Below are 18,525 nucleotides of genomic sequence, written 5' to 3'. Positions count from 1 at the left end.
GGCAAGACGAGATACAAAGATTCCGACAGAAGCCACTCCCGCAACCATCGCAAGCGAAGCAAGCGGCAGGCAAACTACGCGCAACTCAACAACTCAGTAACGCAACAACTCACCAACCAGCGACTCAACAACAGCCGCGAGCGAAGCAAGCGACAGGAGTCCTGCGCGCAACCGCACCAACGCACCAACGCAACAACTAATACCCAATATGAAAAAGAGCATCCCCCTGACTCACCAGTGCCGAGTTGTTATGCCCGATGATGAAGCCTTCCCGGGGGGAAAGGATGCGCTTGTTGGGCTTGACGCCGTGGGGATCAAAGATCATACCGATGGGTTCACCTTTCCGAACGGGGTAGCCGCTGCGCTTGCTCCACTGGAATAGTCCGGCGCGGCTGGCGCGGACCCAGCTGCTGGCGACGAGGCGCACGGGGGAGCGGTCGGTGAGGGCATTACAAGGGCGCTTGAGCATGTCGCGGTCGTATAAAAGGCGCTTGATGCCGGCCAGGCCCTCCTGGATACTATGCCCGTCGTAGCGCAGGTTTTCTCCGCCTTCGTAGGTCAGTACACTGAGCCCGAGCGATTTATGGGCCGATCTGCGCAGTGATTTTGAGGGAGCCTTACTTGCCAGGACCACCGGTGGATTGAAGGCGAGCGCGGCGGCCTCGGCCGTTTCGTCGCCGGGAGAGTAGCGGATCTGGGGGTAGTTGAAAAGTCCGCGCCCGCCGGTGTGCAGGTCGACAGCCAGGTCGCAGTGGGCCAGCAGGTTCTTACTGAGGCCGGCGGCGATGCGGCTGGCCAGGGAGCCGCTGCTGGTGCCGGGGAAGCTGCGGTTCACGTCCTTGCCGTCGGGGACGTCGCGGCTGAAGTTGTTGAAGCCGTACACGTTCAGCAGGGGGACGACCACCACCGTACCGGAGATGAGATGCTCGAAGGTCCGGGTGCGCAGGCACCGCCGCAGGATTTCCACGCCGTTGATCTCGTCACCGTGCACGCCCGCCAACAGCAGGATGGTCGGCCCGGGACGAAAGCTGCGGAACACGTGGGCCCGGATCGAAACCGGGTTGCCGCTCGGCAGTTGTCCGGCTACCAGCTCCACGGTGCCTGACTGCCCGGGATAAAACTCGCCATTGGCCAGGGCCAGGGGGGAAATGTCACTCATATCTTTTGCTCTGCGTGCCGGATGATGGCCCCGGCGATGTCTACTTCGGTAGCCCCCTCGATGCCTTCCAGGCCCGGGCTGGCGTTGACCTCCATGACCAGCGGTCCGCGTCGGCTCTGGATCAGGTCGACCCCCGCTATTTCCACGCCGATCGTGCGGGCCGTGAAGCGGACCAGCTCCTGGGAAGCATCGTCGAGCTCGATCCGTACGGCGCTGGCGCCCCGGTGGATATTGGCGCGAAACTCCCCGGGCGCCGCGCGGCGCTCCATCACGGCCACGATCTCATCGCCTACCACGAAGGCCCGCTGGTCGCAACCCTTGCTTTCGCGGATGTATTCCTGGATCAGCACGCGGTCCTGCAGTTGCAGAAAACCCTCCACCACCCGGTCGAGCTGGTGCAGGTTATGGGCCAGGGCTACCCCTACGCCGTGGGTGCTTTCCAGTAGCTTGACGACCACCGGGAAGGGCCCGAGCCGTCGCGCCACCTGCCGTGCCTCCCAGGCGGAGAAGCAGAGCACCGTGCGCGGTACGTCGATGCCGGCACCGGCGAGCACCTGCAGGCAGCTCATCTTGTCGCGGGCCAGCAGTAGGGCATCGGGCGACAGGGTGTGCGGCACGGAGAGGGCATCGAGTTGCCGGATCAGGGACACTCCGCGGGTGGTGATGTTGGCGCCGATACGGGGGATGGCCACGTCGGGCAGCTCCAGCGGCGATCCGTTATGCAGGAGGGTGGATTTGCGCCCCGCCAGGAAGGGACTGCACAGGGCGTGGTCGATCACGTCAGCTGCGTGGCCGCGTGCCGTGGCGGCGGCTACGAGGCGGCGGGTGCTGTACAGGCCGGGGCCGCGGGAGAAGATGGCTATCCGCATGGCCGCAAAGGTAAGCTGCCTTTTTTGGTATCTTTCGCTCTCGCCCATACCTCGCCGATTCATGCAAACGCTTACCGCACGGGAATTTTTCGGGGAAGCTTCCCGTCCGGTGCTGCTGGATGTCCGTAGCCCCGGTGAGTACGCCCAGGGCCACGCCCCCGGTGCCGTTTCCCTCCCCCTGTTCTCCGACGAGGAGCGCGCCGAGGTTGGTACCCTCTACAAGCAGTCCAGCCCCGAGGCCGCCCTGCTGCGGGGCCTGGAGATCGCCGGAACCAAGATGCGCCCCCTCGTCGAGGCGGCCCGCGCCGCCGCCCCCGAAGGCCGCGTCGTGGTACAATGCTGGCGGGGCGGACAACGCAGCGCCAGCGTGGCCTGGCTCCTGGAACAGGCCGGCTTCAAGGTCCGGCAGCTCACGGGCGGTTACAAGGCCTACCGGGCCTACGCCCGTGCGTGGCTGGGGGAGGAGCACCACCGCCTGCGCGTACTGAGCGGACCGACCGGGTCCGGCAAGACCCGCATTCTACATGCCCTGCGCGACGCCGGGGCCGAGGTGGTGGATCTTGAGGGACTGGCCCACCACAAGGGGTCTTCCTTCGGCGCCCTCGGCGAGGACCCACAGCCCAGCAGCGAGGAATTCGAGAACCGCCTCTTTGCGTCGCTCTTCCGTATCCCACGGGGGGCCACGGTATGGGTAGAGGACGAAAGCCGCATGATCGGTACCGTCTGCCAGCCAGAGGTATTCTACGAGCGCCTTATCGCCGCACCCGTAGTCGAGTTGCGGCAGCCCGAGGAGTGGCGCGTCCGCAACCTCGTCGAGGACTACGCCGGCTTTTCCACCGAATTGCTCGCCGCCGCCTTCCAGCGCCTACGCAAGAAGCTCGGAGGACAGCACCTGCAGACCGCGCTCACCGCCCTTGAGGAGGAGAATTACGCGGCCGCGGCCCGGGTCGCCCTGGTCTACTACGACAAGGCCTACGCCCACTACGCCGAGCGCAAGGCCACTCCGGATCTCACTCCGGTCGATCTGACGTCGCCAGATCCGCAAGCATCCGCCCGTCAACTCCTGCACCTGCCGTGAACCGCCTCTTGACCGCTATCGAGGCCCTGGTCGCGGCCATCGGCCGTGGGGCCGGCTACCTGAACCTGGTCTTGATCGTAGTGGTAGTGGTTGACGTACTCCTACGGTGGTTTTTCTCCCTGACCGCCGCCTGGGTCATCGAACTGGAGTGGCACCTCTTCGCCCTCATCTTCCTGCTGGGTATTCCCTACGCGCTGCAGCAAGACCGCCACGTGCGGGTCGACCTCTTCTACGAGAACTTCCGTCCGCGTGACCAGCGTACGGTCAACCTTGTGGGCGGGCTTATTTTCCTGCTTCCCTGGGCGGCGGTCCTGTTCTACTACAGCGGATACTACGCCCTGGAGGCCTGGCGATCGGGGGAGGGCAGCCCTAATCCCAACGGTATTCCCTTCTACTTCCCGATCAAGTCGGTCGTGCCGCTCGCAGCCGCGCTGCTGCTATTACAAGGCCTCGCGGAGTGCTACCGGGCGGCTACGGGTGCCCCGGAAACTACCGAGACATGAGCCTGGCCGTAGTGGCGCTCATCCTGTTCGTGAGCATCTTTCTGCTGGTCCTCTACGGATATCCGGTAGCCTTCACGCTGGGAGGGCTCAGCCTGATCTACGCCTTCTGTTTCCTCGACCCCAACGTGCTGACCCTGCTGCCCAACCGGGTCATGGGGGTGATGGACAACTCCGTTTTGCTGGCGGTGCCCCTCTTCGTCTTCATGGGCATCATGCTGGAAAAGAGCGGGCTGGCTGAGCGCATGCTGACCAGCATGGCCGGGCTCTTCGGCCGGGTACGGGGCGGCATGGCGGTCTCGGTGGTGGTCGTCGGGGCCCTCCTGGCGGCGTCCACGGGCATCGTGGGGGCGACCGTGATCACTATGGGACTGATCAGTCTGCCACCCATGCTGCGGCAGGGCTATCCGCCGGCCCTGGCGACGGGGGTGATCGCCGCCTCGGGTACGCTCGGGCAGATCATTCCCCCGTCGGTGGTGCTGGTATTGCTGGGCAGCGTGCTGCAGGTCAGCGTGGGCGGACTGTTTCACGCGGCGCTGTATCCCAGCTTGCTCCTCGTGGGGCTCTACATCGCGTACATTCTCTTGCTTGGCCTACTCCGGCCCGGCAAATTTCCCGCCCGGGAAGCCGCCGTGCCGTGGGATCGCGCCCTCCTGCTGAGCGTCGTTCACAGCCTGCTGCTTCCCCTGCTGTTGATCGTGGCAGTCCTCGGCAGCATCCTGGCCGGCGTGGCCAGCCCGACGGAGGCGGCGGGGGTCGGGGCCGCGGGTGCGGTGCTGCTCACGTGGACGCAGGGCCGGCTGGACTGGCCGACCGTGCGCACCGTCTGCCGGGATACGACCCACCTGACGAGTATGGTCTTCATGATCCTCCTGGGGGCTACTACCTTTTCCCTGGTTTTCCGGGAGCTGGGGGGCGACCGGTTTCTGGTCGGGCTGATCGAGCGCAGTGACCTGCCGGAATATCAGTTCCTGGCACTGGTCATGGTCGTGGTGTTTCTGGCGGGCTTCTTCATCGACTTCATCGAGATCGTATTCATCATCGTCCCGGTGGTAACGCCGGTATTCGTGGCTTACGGGACGGACCTGATCTGGCTAGGCATCCTCCTGGGCATCAACCTGCAGACGAGCTTCCTCTCGCCGCCCTTCGGTTTTTCGCTGTTCTACCTCAAGGGGGTGGCGCCGCCGGGCGTGACCACGGGGCACCTGTACCGCGGCATCATTCCGTTCCTGGTCATCCAGGCCCTCCTGCTCGTGGTGGTGATCTTCGTGCCGGAGTGGCTGGGCGTCCGCTAGGTGATCGGCTCGCCGGCGGCGGGGGGCGGACCGAAGTCCACGTCCACGTCGTTGTCGTCGACGATCAAACAGAGCACGGCCGCCAGGGTAAAGGAGGCCGCGCCGATCAGGATGGCGTAAATGGAAACGTTGCCGAAGAAGGTACTCAGGATGAAGCCGAGGAGGCCCGCGGCGACGATCTGCGGGATGACGATGAAAAAGTTGAACACACCCATGTAGTAGCCCATCTTGTTGGGCGGCAGGATACTGCTGATGATCGCGTACGGCATCGACAGGATACTGGCCCAGGCGATGCCCACCCCCACCATGGAGAGCAGCAGGAGGTTGGGGTCGTCGATGACGTAGATGCTGCCGAGCCCCACCGCGCCGCAGAGGAGGGAGATCAGGTGGGTCAGCTTGCGGTTGAGCACCTTCGCCAGCATGGGCAACAGGAAGGCCACCAGGGCCGCGACGCCGTTGTAGACCGCGAAGCAAATGCCTACCCAGTCTGCCCCCTCGTTGTATAGCGCCGACCGGGTATCCGTGGCACCGTAGATGAAGTTGGTGACGGCGGGGGTCATGTAAATCCACATCGCAAACAGCGCGAACCAGGAGAAGAATTGCACGGCCGACAGCTGCACCATGGTTTTTGGCATGTGGAAAATCCCCAGGAACGATTCCTTGAGGCCGTCGTAAATCCCCCGGTCAGCGTTCTCCCGCCGCAGGGCCGCGAGGTCGTCGGGCGGATATTCGCGCGACTTGAAGACGGTCCACATCACGGCGGCGAAGTACGCCAGTCCCCCCAGGTAGAACGACCACCGCACGGAATCGGGGATGGCGCCCTCCGGCGCGGTGTTCGTCAGGCCGAACCAGTTGGTGAACATATAGGGTAGGGCGGAGGCGATCACGGCCCCGGTACCGATGAAGAAGCTCTGCATGGCGAAGCCGGTGGTCCGTTGGGAATTGGGCAGCATATCTCCCACGAAGGCCCGAAAGGGCTCCATGCTGATGTTGATCGAAGCATCGAGTAGCCACAGCATGATGACCGCCATCCAGAGGGCGGTGGAGTTGGGCATCAGGAACAGCGCCACCGTGGCCAGGATGGCGCCCACGGCGAAGAAGGGGCGGCGGCGGCCCCAGCGCTCGCTCCAGGTGCGGTCGCTGTAGTAGCCGATAACGGGCTGTACCAGCAGGCCCGTGGCCGGGGCGGCCAGCCACAGGATGGGCAGTTCGTCGGGGGAGGCCCCCAGGGTTTCGAAGATGCGGCTGACGTTGGCATTCTGCAGGGCGAAGCCGAACTGGATACCGAGGAAACCGAAACTCATATTCCAGATCTCCCAGAAACTGAGCCGGGGCTTGAACGAACTGATGGAAATGCCTGACATGATCGAAGTAGTGTGGGTAAGCGTGGCCCGGAGACGGCCGCGGGACGGCAAGATAGCCTTGGCGGTTCCAGTAAACCCAAAATTTGGCCGGCCTTTACGTGCCGGAAACGGGAGCGGGCGGTCCGTCGCGCGTATCTTCACGGTCCCAAAAAACCGCATACGTATCCCATGGCATCTACTACCGCAACCTCACCGCTTTCCGACCGCGTCACTTCCATGGAAGAGTCAGCCACCCTGCGCATGGCCCAGCTCGGCCGGGAGGTAATGGCCCAGGGCCACGACGTAATCAGCCTGAGCCTCGGCGAGCCCGACTTCGATACCCCCGAGCACATCAAGGACGCCGCCAAGCGGGCGCTGGACGCCGGAGAAACCAAGTACACCCCGGTGCCCGGCACCGCCCAGCTGCGCAAGGCGATCTCGGACAAGTTCAAGCGGGAGAACGGACTGGACTACGCCCCCTCACAGATCGTAGTCAGCACCGGCGCCAAGCAGAGCATCGCCAACGTATGCTACGCCATGCTGAACCCCGGCGACGAGGCCGTCATTCTCGGTCCCTTCTGGGTCAGCTACTCCGCCATGGTGGAAGTTGCCGGCGGTAAGGCCGTGATCGTGGGCGCCGGCATCGACCGCGACTACAAAGTGAACCCAGACGAGATCGCGGCGGCCATCACCGACCGGACCAAGTTCATCCTCTTCTCTTCGCCCTGTAACCCCACGGGTTCGGTGTACTCCGCGGAGGAACTGGCCGCAATCAGCAAGATGCTGGCCGATTATCCCCACGTCTACGTGGTATCCGACGAGATCTACGAGCACATCAACTTCGTCGGGAAGCACGCCAGCATCGGCAACTGCCCCGAAGTAAAGGACCGTACCATCACCGTCAACGGCTTTTCGAAAGGCTTTGCCATGACTGGCTGGCGCCTGGGCTACCTCGGTGCCCCGCAGGAGATTGCCGACGCCTGCAATAAGCTGCAGGGACAAAACACCAGTGGAGCGAACAGCATCGCGCAAGCCGCCGGCGCCCACGCCCTCAACAGCGACCTCGGGCCCACCATCGCCATGAAGGAAGCTTTCGCGCGCCGCCGCGAACTGATTATCGAGGGACTGGAGAAGATCGAGGGCCTGAAGGTGAACCGCCCCCAGGGTGCCTTCTACATTTTCCCCGACGTAAGCCACTTCTTCGGTAAGTCCGACGGCGAAACCACCGTCAACGACGCCGACGACCTTGCCGCCTACCTGCTCGTGAACGCCCACGTAGCCACGGTGACCGGCGACGCCTTCGGTGCGCCCGACTGCCTGCGCATCAGCTACGCTGCCAGCGAGGAGCAGCTGAAGGAGGCCGTCCGCCGGATCGACGAGGCGCTGGGCCGACTAAAGTAGGCTACAACGTCAACGAACGGGCCGGGCGGAACTTCCGCACCGGCCCGTTTGCATTTTTGGTCGCTTCGTACTACATTTGTAGAACAACAACTACAAATGTCACTGCCCGAACTTACCGCCGCTGAGGAAGGCCTGATGAAGCATCTCTGGAAGCTCCGGCGCGCCTACATGAAGGAGCTCCTGGATGAGTTGCCGGAGCCCCGGCCCGCGAAGACCACCGTGGCAACCCTGCTGCGCCGGATGATCGACAAGGATCTGGTGGGCTACGAGAACCACGGCAACAGCCGGCAGTACTTCCCCAAGGTCACCAAGGAGGCGTATTTCGGCCGCCGTATCAGGGGTATGGTTAACCAGTTTTTCGGGGGCTCACCCCTGGAGTTCGCCTCCCTGCTGACGGGACAGGCCGAGCTCTCGCAGGAAGAACTGGAAGAACTGCAACGGATGATCAAGGACCAAATCGACCGGAAGCAATGATCGACTGGACCTACCTCACCCATGCATTTGCTGCCCAGTTCGTCCTCCTGGCGGGCTACTACTTGCTGCTCGACCGGCTGCCGGTGGGCCAAGTTAAGCGGGGCTACCTGTTGATCACCTTGCTGGCAAGCTTCGTGATTCCCGTCCTGCCGGTTTACCCGGCCGCCGCGACTGAACCCTTGCTTACCGCCACGCCACTTATTGTAGAGCCCCTGACCGGGGAAGGGGCTCCGCAAGTCCCGGTAAGTGACTTGCCCGCCGGTACCAACTCGTACTGGTTTCCGGCATTGCTATGGACGGTGTATTTCACCGGCGTCCTTTTTTCTACCCTACGCCTCCTCGCCTTTCTGCGCGGCGTCGCCTCCCGCCTCAAACGGGGTACTCGCCATCGTCGGGACAGGTTCACCGAGGTCATTCTGGACGATACCACGCCCCCCCATACCTTCCTGCGGTGGGTCTTTCACGGTCGGCAAGCGGCGGCGCATTCCGCCGTGCTCATCCACGAGGCGGCCCACGCCCGGCAGCTACACTCCGTCGATCGCCTGTTGGTGGCCGGCCTGCGAATTATCTGGTGGTGGAACCCGCTGCTGCTGGTCTATGGGCGCGCGGTTGCCGCCAACCACGAATTACTTGCCGACCGCGCGGTCCTCGACCGGGGGTATCCAGCAGCGGCTTACCAGCAAACGCTGCTGGATACCCTCCGCCCCGCATCCGCGGCTTCCTACCTGGCCAGTCCGGCCGGCTTTTCGATCACTAAAAAACGCTTTGCCATGATGAAATCTGTCACCCCCTCTCCGGCCAGCCGCTTCGCCCGTTACACCCTGGTGGCCGGCATCGGCATCGCTACCGCCCTTTTCCTCGGAGATCGCGCCGTCGCTGCCGCCCCCCCCGCCGAACCTGCGGCCCCGATTGCGTCCGCAGCCCCGCCCCGGGTGGTCGCTGCGGCTGTAGTCCCTGCCGACACGATTCCGCCGCCACCGCCGATTCCCGACTTCTGGGAAAAGATCAAACCCGCGCAGCCCAATCCTCCCTCCGCCGCAACCCTGCAAGCGTGGAAGGATCCAACGACCTACGGCGTCTGGATCGACGGGCAGCGGGTCGCTAACGATGAATTGCAGAACTACTCCCCGGGTGATTTTGCCCACTACTACCAGAGCAGACTGGAAAAAAATGCGACGAACTACGGCAAACACGTTTTCCAAATCGACGTATCCACGGTCGACTACTTCAAGAAGCACAATAAGATTTTCCCGGACGGCACCTTCGAGATCAGGGGAAGACCCGCTGCTCCCGGAACGGATCCCGGTACGGGACTGAATGTACCCGATTTTGAAAAGCGCCTGCTCAGGCTTGCCGGCGCCCGCCTTCCTGCGGCCCCCGGTGAGGGCTGTTAGCCTAGTCTCTAATACCCTTCCACGTCATCGTCCGGATTCCGCGGATCGGCCGCGGCCTGTAGGCTGCCATCGGGTAACACCTGCACGGCCTTGATGACGGCCATACTATTGACCTCCCGGAAGGTGTAGCCAAGTTCCTGCAGGCTGTCCAGCACGCCACCGCCCAGGGCGTCCTTCTCGTACAGGATCTCATCGGGTAGCCACTGGTGGTGGAAGCGGGGCGCGTCCACCGCTTCGGGCAACGTCATGCCGTACTCGGCTACGTTGAGGAAGGTCTGTAGGACGGCGGTGATGATGGTCGATCCGCCCGGGGCGCCGAGGACCATGAAGAGGTTTCCGTCTTTTTCCACGATGGTCGGCGTCATGCTGCTCAGCATCCGCTTGCCGGGCTGAATGGCGTTGGCCTCCTTTCCGACTAGCCCGAACATGTTGGGAACGCCGGGTTTGGCGCTGAAGTCGTCCATCTCATTGTTGAGGAAGAAGCCGCCGCCGTCGACCATCACCTTGCTGCCGAAGTTGCCGTTGAGGGTGGTGGTGATGGATACGGCGTTGCCGAGGCTGTCGACGATGCTGATGTGGGTCGTTTCGAAGTTCTCCTTCATGGCTACCTGACCGGCCGCGATATTATCGCTGGTGCCGGCGGAGTCCCAGCGAAAATCCGACATCCGTGCTTTCAGGTAGTCGTCACTGAGTAGGCTGTCGACGGGGACGGGGTAGAAGTCCGCGTCGCCCAGGTACTCGGCCCGGTCGGCGTAGGCCCGGCGCATGGCTTCGGCGATCACCTGTACGGAACGCACCGACTGGAAGCCGTAATCGTCCAGGGGGTAGGGCTCCACCATCTCCACCATCTGGGCCAGGGCGATGCCTCCACTGCTGCTCGGGGGCATGGAAATCAGGCGGTAGTCGCGGTAATCTTTCGTGATTGGCGCCTTCCACTTCGCTTCGTAGTTTCGCAGGTCCTCCCGGGTGATGAGTCCGCCGCCGCTTTCCATTTCCGCGACGATGAGGTCCGCGGTTTCACCTTCGTAAAACCCGGCGTGGCCTTCCGCCTGGATCCGGGTCAGCGTGGCGGCCAGGTCCGGCTGTTGCACCTGCGTTCCCGCCACCATACTGCTATCGCTGAAGGGGGTCGATTCGTTGAATTCCGCAAAGTCGGCGTGGTAGCGCTTGAGGCGGCCGATCTCGGACTCACTCAAGCGGTAGCCGTCGCGCGCAAAATCGATGGCCGGCTGTACCAGTTCCGCCCACGGCAGGGAGCCAAAGCGCTCGTGCATGGCAACAATACCCGCTACCGTACCCGGAACGCCTACCGCCAGGTGTCCCCGCGTACTGAGTCCGTCGGTCACGTCGCCCAGGGAATCCAGGTACATGTCGCGGCCCGCCGCGGCCGGGGCGATCTCGCGGTAGTCGAGCGTGACGGGTTCTCCCTGGGCAGGCCGGTAAACGAGGAAGCCGCCCCCGCCGATGTTGCCCGCCCGCGGGAACACGACCGCCATGGTCAGTTGCATGGCTACGGCGGCGTCGATCGCGTTTCCACCGCGGCGGAGTATTTCCAGCCCGGTTTGGGTAGCGAGGGGGTGGGGGCCGGCAATGGCGGCGGTGGGGAAGGAGGCACTCTTCTGGGCTTCGTAATCGACACGGGGCGTTTCGCGGCAGCCGAGAAGGACCAGGAGCAACAGGGGGAAGTACTTCATTTACCTGACTTTTACGCAAGGTAAGCAATGCGTGCCCCCGGGCTTTCCGCGTTTCGTTTTCACTTCGCACCTTAGCGTGGTCCCAACCGAATTCATGCAAACCACCAACCACCTCCTCCTCGTCCGCCCCGCCAACTTCGCCCGCGCCAGCGAAACCGTCGCCGACAATTCCTTTCAGCAGCCCGTAGCCAATGAAAGCTTCACCACCATCGGCCAGCGGGCCGTCGAAGAGTTCAATGCCTTCGTAGCCCTGCTACGCCGCGCCGGCGTCACCGCCCACGTCATGGAGGACACGCCCCGACCGGTCAAGCCCGACGCCGTATTCCCCAACAACTGGTTTTCCACCGACGCGGCCGGCACGGTGATCACCTACCCGGTTTACTGGCCCCAGCGCCGCATGGAACGGCGGGAGGACATTCTGCGCTACCTGGAGGAGCACTTTACGGTAGAGCAGTACGTCGACCTGGCGGACTGGGCAGGGGAGGGGCTGTTTCTGGAAAGTACCGGTAGCCTTCTGCTGGACCGCCAAAAGCGGATGGCCTACGCCTGCCTCTCCCAGCGCTGCACCCTGGAGGCCGTCCACCGCTGGTGTACCCGTATGGACTACAAGCCCGTCACCTTCCACGGCCACGATGCCGACGGGGAGGTCATCTACCACACCAACGTGATGATGGCCATCGGGTCCCGTGACGTCCTGGTATGTCTCGACGCCGTACGCGATCCGGCCGAAAAGACCAAACTTACCGAAAGCCTCTTGCTGTCCGGCAAGCGGATCGTCGGGCTGTCGCTGGAGCAGGTCGACCGTTTTGCGGGCAACGCCCTGGAGGCGGTTACGCCGGACGGTCCCGTGTGGATCATGTCGACCGCGGCCTTCGAAAGTCTCGACCCGGCACAGCGTGATGCCCTGATGGAACCCGCGGGCATGCGCATCGTGCACGCGGACCTGGGGACCATCGAGCGGTACGGTGGAGGTAGCGCCCGCTGCATGCTGGCCGAAGTTTTCCTTAACAAATCTTAAGCGGCTTTAATTCTATTATCACACAATTCGGTTTTGCGGGGACTAGTTTTGGTGTAAACCAGACGACTAAACATGAAAGCCCCGCACGCATACGCCCTGTTGCTCATGCTGGGAACGCTGTTCCTCACCGTTCCGTCCTGCCGTTCGGTAGATGCGATGGTGGAGTCCGGCAATTACGAACGGGCCATGGCCCTCGCCCAGCGCCGCATCACCGGCAAAGACAAGAAGAACCCCAAACTGGTGGCTGCCCTGGAGGAGGCGGTCAACCGCGCCAATGAGCGCGACGTGAACCGCGCCGAGTACATGAAGCGCGGCAATGCGACCGACTGGACGGAGGTCCACGCCATCTACGACAACATCCGGCGCCGGCAGGATGCCCTGCGTCCCCTGCTGCCGCTCTACGATAAGAATGGCCGGAAGGCCGAGTTTCGCTTCGTGCGCGCCGAGGAATTGGTGATCGAAGCCGAGGACCGCGCTGCCAAGCAACTCTACGCCGAGGCAAACGAACTACTGGAAAACGGCCGCCGCGTTGACCGCGCGGCCGCCCGCGAAGCCTACCTCACCCTGGAAACCGTTCAGCGCTACCGCCCCGATTACCTGGATACCCACGACCTGCTACAGGAGGCCGAGGCACTGGGACGCGTGTACGTCGCGGTGCGGGTGGAAAACCAGAGCGGAGCTATCCTGCCGCGGGGCTTCGAGGACGAGTTGCTCCGGATCCGGACCAGCGACATGGACGACCGTTGGCGGATCTACGACCTGCAGCCCCGCGACGAGGATGACTACGACTACCGCGCCCGACTGGTTATCCGCGACATCCAGATCAGCCCGGAACGGCTGTCCGAACGCAGCTACGTGGACGAAAAGGAGATCAAGGACGGCGAGGAATACGTGCTCGACGAAAACGGTAACGTAGCCAAGGACTCCCTCGGCAACGACATCAAGCAGCCCAAATCGGTGATCGTACGGGCTGAAGTCCTCGAGGTGCTACAGCAGAAGACCGCGCTGGTGTCCGGCAGCATGGAGCTATACGACCTCCACCAGCAGCGGGTAGTGGACAGTGAGGACCTGACCGCAGAGGCGCTATTCGAGCACTACGCCAGCACCTTCCGGGGCGACAGACGCGCACTGACCCCATCCTCCCGCCGCCGCATAGGCAACAAGCCGCTGCCCTTTCCGACAAACGAGGAGCTGGTACTGACCGCCGCCGAACAGCTCAAGCCGATTCTGCAGCAACGCCTGGTGGCGAGCCGCAGGATGATGTGATCCCGAAGACTATTAGTCGTCATTTCCCGTATTTAACCGCCCCGCGCCGCGATTTTTCCGGCGGCGGGGCTTTTGGCTAGTCGCGCAGCAGGCCTGCCCGGCTCAGGACCCAGGCGTAGTCGCGCGCCATCTCTTTCAGGCTGTCGAAGCGCCCGGAAGCGCCGCCGTGGCCGGCCTCCATGTTTATGTGGAAGAGGATCTCGTTGTCGTCGGTCTTGAGTTCGCGCAGCTTGGCTACCCACTTGGCCGGCTCCCAGTATTGCACCTGGCTGTCGTGCAGGCCGGTGGTGACCAGCATAGCGGGGTAGTCCTTTGCTTTCACCTGGTCGATCGGGCTATAGCTCTTGATGTAGTGGTAATACTCTTCCTCGTTGGGGTTGCCCCACTCGTCGTACTCCCCCGTGGTCAGCGGGATGGAGTCGTCGAGCATGGTGGTCACCACGTCCACGAAGGGCACCTGGGAGACGATGCCGGCGAAAAGGTCCGGCCGCAGGTTGGCCACGGCGCCCATCAGCAGCCCGCCCGCGCTGCCCCCCATCGCGTACAGCCGGTCGGCGGCCGTGTACCGCTCGGCGATCAGGTACTCGGCCGCGTCGACGAAGTCGTTGAAGGTATTCTTCTTCTTGAGCAGCTTGCCGTCCTCGTACCAGTGGCGCCCCATCTCCTCGCCGCCCCGGATGTGCGCGATCACGAAGATCATGCCGCGGTCCAGGAGGCTCAGGCGCGTGATGCTGAAGCTCGGGTCCAGGCTGTGGCCGTAGCTGCCGTAGGCGTAGAGCAACAGCGGTGCCGATCCGTCCCGCGGCGTACCGTTGCGGTACACGATGCTCAGGGGCACCCGCGTGCCGTCGCGGGAGGTGGAGAACACGCGTTCGCTGGTATAATTGTCCGGGCTGAAGTCGCCGAGCACGGGGTGCTGCTTCAGCAGGGTACGCTCGCGGGTGCGCATGTTGAAGTCGTAGGTACTCGGCGGGGTGGTCATGCTCTGGTAGCCGTAGCGCAGCACCTCGGTCTCGATGTCGGGGTTGGTGCTGGTGTAGGCCATGTAGGCGGCGTCCGGGAAGTCCAGGTAATACTCCTCCCCGTCGAAGGGCCGCACGCGTAGCTTGGTCAGCCCGTTGGCCCGCTCGCTCAGGACCAGGTAGTCGCGGAAGATGTCGAGCCCTTCCAGCAGCACGTCGTCGCGGTTGGGGATCACGGTTTTCCAGTTTTCCTTGCCGGTGGCGTCCTCGGGGGTTACCATCAGCTGGAAGTTTTTGGCCTGGTAGTTGGTCAGCACGTAGAAGCGGTCGTCGATGTGCTCGATGCTGTACTCCAGGTTGCGTTCGCGGGGCTGGAACAGCCGCGGCTCGCCCAGCGGGTCGTCGGCCGGCAGGACGCGGTACTCGGTACTTACCGTCTGGGCGGAGCCGATGATGATGTACTTACGAGACTTACTCCGGTACACGTAGGCGCGGAAGGTTTCGTCGGTTTCCTCGTAGATCGTCACGTCGTCCTGGGGCGCGGTGCCCAGCTCGTGGCGCATAATCTTGTAGGGGCGCAGGGCCTCGTCCTTTACGGAGTAGAAGACATATTTCCCGTCGGCGCTCCAGACGCTTCCGCCGGTGGTATTGGGGATCTGGTCCGGCAGGTTCTGTCCGGTCAGCATATCCTTGATGTGAATGGTGTAGATCCGGCGGCTGATGGTGTCTTCCCCGTAGGTCACGTAGCGGTTGTCGTCGCTCACGGCCATGCCGCCCACGTGGTAGTAATCGTAGGGCTCGGCCATCTCGTTCACGTCGAACATGAGTTCTTCCTCGCCACCCGCCTCCGGGCGACGGAAGTAGCGGGGATACTGATCGCCGGTTTCGTAGCTCGTCTGGTAGACGTAGCCGCGATTGGCGTAGGGAACGCTGCTGTCGTCCTCCTTGATGCGGCCGCGCATTTCGCGGAACAGGGCCTCCTGCGTTTCCTTAAGGTGGGCCATACGATCCTCAAAGTAGGCGTTTTCGGCCTCGAGGTGGGCGATGACCTCCGGGTCCTCGCGCTGGTTCATCCAGTAGTAGTCGTCGTGGCGGGTGTCGCCGTGCAGGGAGAGGGCACGGGTTTCTTTCTTGGGCTTGGGTGGGGTCATGTACGTTAGTTTCTGGCGCGGACGCGGGTGCAATGGTATCCGGCGCTCCTCTACAATGCGGTTTTTGACCGCGAGGTTGAATACGATTCTGCCCCAGTTTACCGATCCGCCGGCAGGACGCTACGGCTACGTGAAGGCCGCGTCCACCCGCCGGCAGGCTTCGATGGCGTCGTGCGGAGCCTTCTCATTACAGATGCGGCCCGCCCAGAAGAAATAGTCCTCTCTCGGACCGTAACTGGGCTGCCAACCGTCCAGATCGATGCCTTTGTACACCGTGCGGTCGATGTCTGCCATGTCGGTAAAGAGCAGCCGTTGCCGGTTACTGCCGGACGTCCCGGTCTGGTGTTGTCCGGTGCAGGGAGGTGATAAAGGACCGCCCCCGCTCGTTACCGAGCAACTTGGGTACGTGGTGCAACGAATGGTTGTGTACGATGTCGTAGCCGCCGGCAGCGATGCGGGCCATCACATCATGGTAGGCAACCGTCTGGACGAATTCGTCGGTGGTTATGCCCGATTAGTTAATCTCCCCCTCGTCTAAATTGGTCAGCATCGCCACCTTCGAGAGCATCTGCACCACGGGCAGGGTGGGGCAGGAGTCGGCGCGGGCGTACAACTCCACGTCGTGGTTGCGGGCGACGAGTTCCCGCACCAACTGACAGGTGATCAGCTCCAGGCCCCGGCAAAGGGCTCGAAGAAATGGGCAAGGATAACTATTCTCATAATCGGTTGCGGATGTTGACGACAGCGAGCTTGCGGACCGGTGCCGCAGCCGGTGGATTTGGTGGCGGGAATACAGGCGGGAACCCGGGAGCAGGACGGTCAGCCCCGCGGCCATCGCACCCGCGGCCGCGCCCGGTAAATAAGCCGCGCGAATAATTTGCCGGATGGGTGCCAAATATTATATTTGACATAACACACTATTCCGACGAACCTTCTAATCCACTCCAATTTCACGGGCCGTTCGCGCAGCCCTTCCCCCTTCCGGCTATTTCATCCGGTTCCCGTTCCCTCCGCCGCTACCTCCAGAAATCCCTCGCCGGAGGGTAGGGGAGAAGGTACGTCGTAGACCAGGGTATTCACTTCCACGCTACACCCATTTACTATGAACTACACTACACTTTTACTTACGCTCTTTTTTTGTTCCCTCGCTCCGGGCCTGCTGGCTCAGAAGGCCGAGGAAGAGATCGTCATAGCGTCCTGTGATCTGCCGCGCGACGAAAAAAATATCGTAGCCGTAAGCCGCTTCGACTACCACGCCTCCGACGCAAACTCCAGCGGTATCGGCAACGGCATGGCGGATATGTTAACCAATGCACTCCTCAATTCCGGTTGCTACCGCGTGGTGGACCGGCAAACGATCGAGGACATTCTGGCCGAGCAGGACTTTGCCACCACCGGCCGCGTCGATCCCGGTACGGCTTCCAGTATCGGCTCGCTCACCGGTGCCCAGCTGATCGTTACGGGCAAGGTCACCGAATTCAAGGAAAATGCGGGCGGCGGCGCGCTGGGAGCCCTGGTCGGTGGTCGAATCGGCGGTGCTGGTTTGGTCAAGGCCCACGTAGGCTTCATCATCCAGATCATCGAAACCAGTACGGGTGAGATCCTGGTCTCTAAATCCATCGACAAGAAGAAGAACAAGATCGGCGTCGTAAGTGGCGCCGGCGGCCGCGGCATCGGCGTGGGGGCCGGGTTCTTCAGTTCCCAGGCTATGGCGGATGCCACCGAGGAAGCCATCATCGAGGCGGTGGCCATCCTGGCCGAGGAACGGGAGTCGCTGCCGCCGCCCACCTTCGTCGAAGGCAGCAGCTCCACCATCCTGATCGAAGGGCTTGGATACAGCGACCTGCGCACGGTAGCTTCCTCCGTAGAGGACTTCCCCGACGTACTCGGCGTGAGCAAGCGGGTGGAAGACGGCAACGGCGTGCTGGAGATTCGTCATACGTGCTCGCTGGAGGACGTGCTGGATCGCCTGCTCGACTCCGCCGGCGGGAGCATGGACGTTGCGGACATGAGCGACAACTACGTGCGGCTCGTAATGCAATAGCCGCTTACCCGAAGACCGCAAACACCCCGTACTCCAGGAAGAAGAGCACCCACACCCCCTGGTAAAAGCGGGCGATGGACGGCTGCTCCTCCAAGTCCAGCCGGCGGCACAGGTACTCGAATCCGGCCAGCAGGGCGAGTTGTCCGAGGGCAAGTGGCAGGTTGTCCAGTTGCCAGCCCACGATAGCCACGCCCAGAAGCGTAAGCCGCAGCAAAATGGCCCCGGTACGGAACACCCATTTGCGGTTCTTGACGAGTGAGAGGGTGCGGATGCCGTAGGCGGCGTCGCCTTCGGTATCCGGCAGGTCCTTGAACCACGCAATGATGATGCCGAAGGTAAACACCGCGGCGGTCAGCAGCCAGACCGTGGCGGGCACCACCGGGTTTTCCCCCAGCCACCAGCGGAAGTGGAGGTACAGCAGCAGGTTGACGATCAGCCCGCGTACCACGATGATGCAGAAGGCGGCCCAGAAATGGTAGTGCTTGAGCCGCACCGGGGGCACGCTGTACGCCGTACCGATCACCAGGCTGGCGATCACGGTGGCCGGCAGGAAGGGCGGATAGATGAAGCAGGTGATGAGCGACAGTACCAGTCCGAGTCCTACGATGAGGTAACCCGTCGTAATGGAGTACGCACCGCTGGCGAGCGGCAGGTAGGGCTTGTTGATCCGGTCGATCTCTACGTCGGTCAGCTGGTTGAGCCCGGTGATGTACACGTTGGCGCACAGGCAACTGAAGAGTGTCACGGCAAACATGCTCCAGTCGCTGGTGTGCAGGTGGCGGCACGCCATCAGGTAGAGCGCCAGTAGGGAAACGGTAGTGCCCACGATCGTGTGGGCCCGGGTAAAGCGGAGGAAAGTGATCATGCTACGGCCGGT

At 63.0% G+C, this 18,525-nt stretch carries 18 protein-coding genes; 9 read left to right on the top strand and 9 right to left on the bottom strand.

From position 1 onward, the window contains the following. Positions 1 to 196 precede the first annotated feature (196 nt). Positions 197 to 1,159, bottom strand: coding sequence for a succinylglutamate desuccinylase/aspartoacylase family protein (locus DQG19_RS01605; protein WP_232826414.1), 963 nt, complete (start codon positions 1,157 to 1,159; stop codon positions 197 to 199). After that, on the bottom strand, positions 1,156 to 2,028 hold the full coding sequence (locus tag DQG19_RS01600) for a RimK family alpha-L-glutamate ligase (RefSeq protein ID WP_157974263.1): 873 nt from the start codon (positions 2,026 to 2,028) through the stop codon (positions 1,156 to 1,158). The genes DQG19_RS01605 and DQG19_RS01600 overlap by 4 nt, the downstream gene beginning before the upstream one ends. 61 nt (positions 2,029 to 2,089) lie before the next feature. Between DQG19_RS01600 and mnmH the strand changes: the two genes are divergently transcribed. The 3 genes from mnmH to DQG19_RS01585 are packed head-to-tail and all read left to right on the top strand — an operon-like array spanning position 2,090 to position 4,901. Then, entirely contained in the window at positions 2,090 to 3,106 is a 1,017-nt protein-coding gene (gene mnmH / locus DQG19_RS01595; protein WP_116124471.1) for a tRNA 2-selenouridine(34) synthase MnmH, read from the top strand. After that, on the top strand, positions 3,103 to 3,609 hold the full coding sequence (locus DQG19_RS01590) for a TRAP transporter small permease subunit (protein WP_232826413.1): 507 nt from the start codon (positions 3,103 to 3,105) through the stop codon (positions 3,607 to 3,609). Before mnmH ends, DQG19_RS01590 begins: the two co-directional genes overlap by 4 nt. Then, on the top strand, positions 3,606 to 4,901 hold the full coding sequence (locus tag DQG19_RS01585; RefSeq protein WP_116124470.1) for a TRAP transporter large permease subunit: 1,296 nt from the start codon (positions 3,606 to 3,608) through the stop codon (positions 4,899 to 4,901). Before DQG19_RS01590 ends, DQG19_RS01585 begins: the two co-directional genes overlap by 4 nt. On the opposite strand, the gene DQG19_RS01580 is transcribed toward DQG19_RS01585, so the two are convergent. Then, positions 4,898 to 6,265: an MFS transporter gene (locus DQG19_RS01580; RefSeq protein WP_198661624.1), complete on the bottom strand. Its 1,368-nt coding sequence runs from the start codon at positions 6,263 to 6,265 to the stop codon at positions 4,898 to 4,900. The genes DQG19_RS01585 and DQG19_RS01580 overlap by 4 nt on opposite strands. Before the next feature lie 168 nt (positions 6,266 to 6,433). Here DQG19_RS01580 and DQG19_RS01575 point away from each other — a divergent pair, with 168 nt between their 5' ends. From DQG19_RS01575 to DQG19_RS01565, 3 genes are all read left to right on the top strand, one after another. Next, positions 6,434 to 7,645 (top strand): pyridoxal phosphate-dependent aminotransferase, encoded by a 1,212-nt coding sequence (locus DQG19_RS01575; protein WP_116124469.1) that lies wholly within the window; start codon positions 6,434 to 6,436, stop codon positions 7,643 to 7,645. Positions 7,646 to 7,741: 96 nt separating this feature from the next. Beyond that, positions 7,742 to 8,119, top strand: coding sequence for a BlaI/MecI/CopY family transcriptional regulator (locus tag DQG19_RS01570; protein WP_232826412.1), 378 nt, complete (start codon positions 7,742 to 7,744; stop codon positions 8,117 to 8,119). Continuing rightward, positions 8,116 to 9,513 carry a M56 family metallopeptidase gene (locus DQG19_RS01565; RefSeq protein WP_116124468.1) on the top strand — a complete coding sequence of 466 codons (1,398 nt, stop codon included), beginning with the start codon at positions 8,116 to 8,118 and terminating at the stop codon, positions 9,511 to 9,513. The genes DQG19_RS01570 and DQG19_RS01565 overlap by 4 nt, the downstream gene beginning before the upstream one ends. Positions 9,514 to 9,521: 8 nt before the next feature. On the opposite strand, the gene ggt is transcribed toward DQG19_RS01565, so the two are convergent. Then, a complete protein-coding gene (ggt, locus tag DQG19_RS01560) occupies positions 9,522 to 11,207 on the bottom strand; it encodes a gamma-glutamyltransferase (RefSeq protein ID WP_116124467.1) in 1,686 nt (561 codons plus the stop codon). A gap of 94 nt (positions 11,208 to 11,301) precedes the next feature. On the opposite strand from ggt, the gene ctlX reads away from it, so the two are divergent. Further along, positions 11,302 to 12,225 (top strand): citrulline utilization hydrolase CtlX, encoded by a 924-nt coding sequence (ctlX, locus tag DQG19_RS01555; protein WP_157974262.1) that lies wholly within the window; start codon positions 11,302 to 11,304, stop codon positions 12,223 to 12,225. Positions 12,226 to 12,297: 72 nt separating this feature from the next. After that, positions 12,298 to 13,491 (top strand): hypothetical protein, encoded by a 1,194-nt coding sequence (locus DQG19_RS01550; RefSeq protein WP_116124465.1) that lies wholly within the window; start codon positions 12,298 to 12,300, stop codon positions 13,489 to 13,491. A 76-nt stretch (positions 13,492 to 13,567) separates the two neighbouring features. Here the strand turns inward: DQG19_RS01550 and DQG19_RS01545 are convergent, their stop codons facing one another. The 4 genes from DQG19_RS01545 to DQG19_RS21435 all read right to left on the bottom strand — a co-directional run bounded on the left by DQG19_RS01545 (position 13,568) and on the right by DQG19_RS21435 (position 16,253). Next, a complete protein-coding gene (locus tag DQG19_RS01545; protein WP_116124464.1) occupies positions 13,568 to 15,604 on the bottom strand; it encodes a S9 family peptidase in 2,037 nt (678 codons plus the stop codon). A 126-nt stretch (positions 15,605 to 15,730) separates the two neighbouring features. Then, positions 15,731 to 15,898, bottom strand: coding sequence for a hypothetical protein (locus DQG19_RS20720; RefSeq protein WP_157974261.1), 168 nt, complete (start codon positions 15,896 to 15,898; stop codon positions 15,731 to 15,733). A 25-nt stretch (positions 15,899 to 15,923) separates the two neighbouring features. Continuing rightward, a complete protein-coding gene (locus DQG19_RS20715) occupies positions 15,924 to 16,067 on the bottom strand; it encodes a hypothetical protein (RefSeq protein ID WP_157974260.1) in 144 nt (47 codons plus the stop codon). Positions 16,068 to 16,118: 51 nt separating this feature from the next. Beyond that, positions 16,119 to 16,253, bottom strand: coding sequence for a hypothetical protein (locus DQG19_RS21435; protein ID WP_255418671.1), 135 nt, complete (start codon positions 16,251 to 16,253; stop codon positions 16,119 to 16,121). Positions 16,254 to 16,706: 453 nt separating this feature from the next. Between DQG19_RS21435 and DQG19_RS01535 the strand changes: the two genes are divergently transcribed. Next, on the top strand, positions 16,707 to 17,648 hold the full coding sequence (locus DQG19_RS01535; protein ID WP_116124462.1) for a CsgG/HfaB family protein: 942 nt from the start codon (positions 16,707 to 16,709) through the stop codon (positions 17,646 to 17,648). Positions 17,649 to 17,652: 4 nt separating this feature from the next. On the opposite strand, the gene DQG19_RS01530 is transcribed toward DQG19_RS01535, so the two are convergent. After that, the gene (locus tag DQG19_RS01530; protein ID WP_116124461.1) at positions 17,653 to 18,513 is read right to left on the bottom strand and encodes a homogentisate phytyltransferase; all 861 of its coding nucleotides are present in this window, start codon (positions 18,511 to 18,513) and stop codon (positions 17,653 to 17,655) included. Positions 18,514 to 18,525 lie beyond the last annotated feature (12 nt).

The sequence above is a fragment of the Lewinella sp. IMCC34183 genome (assembly GCF_003390915.1).
Classification (GTDB): domain Bacteria; phylum Bacteroidota; class Bacteroidia; order Chitinophagales; family Saprospiraceae; genus Neolewinella.
Note: the sequence above shows the minus strand (reverse complement) of the source record. Positions and strands in the feature narration are given on the sequence as shown.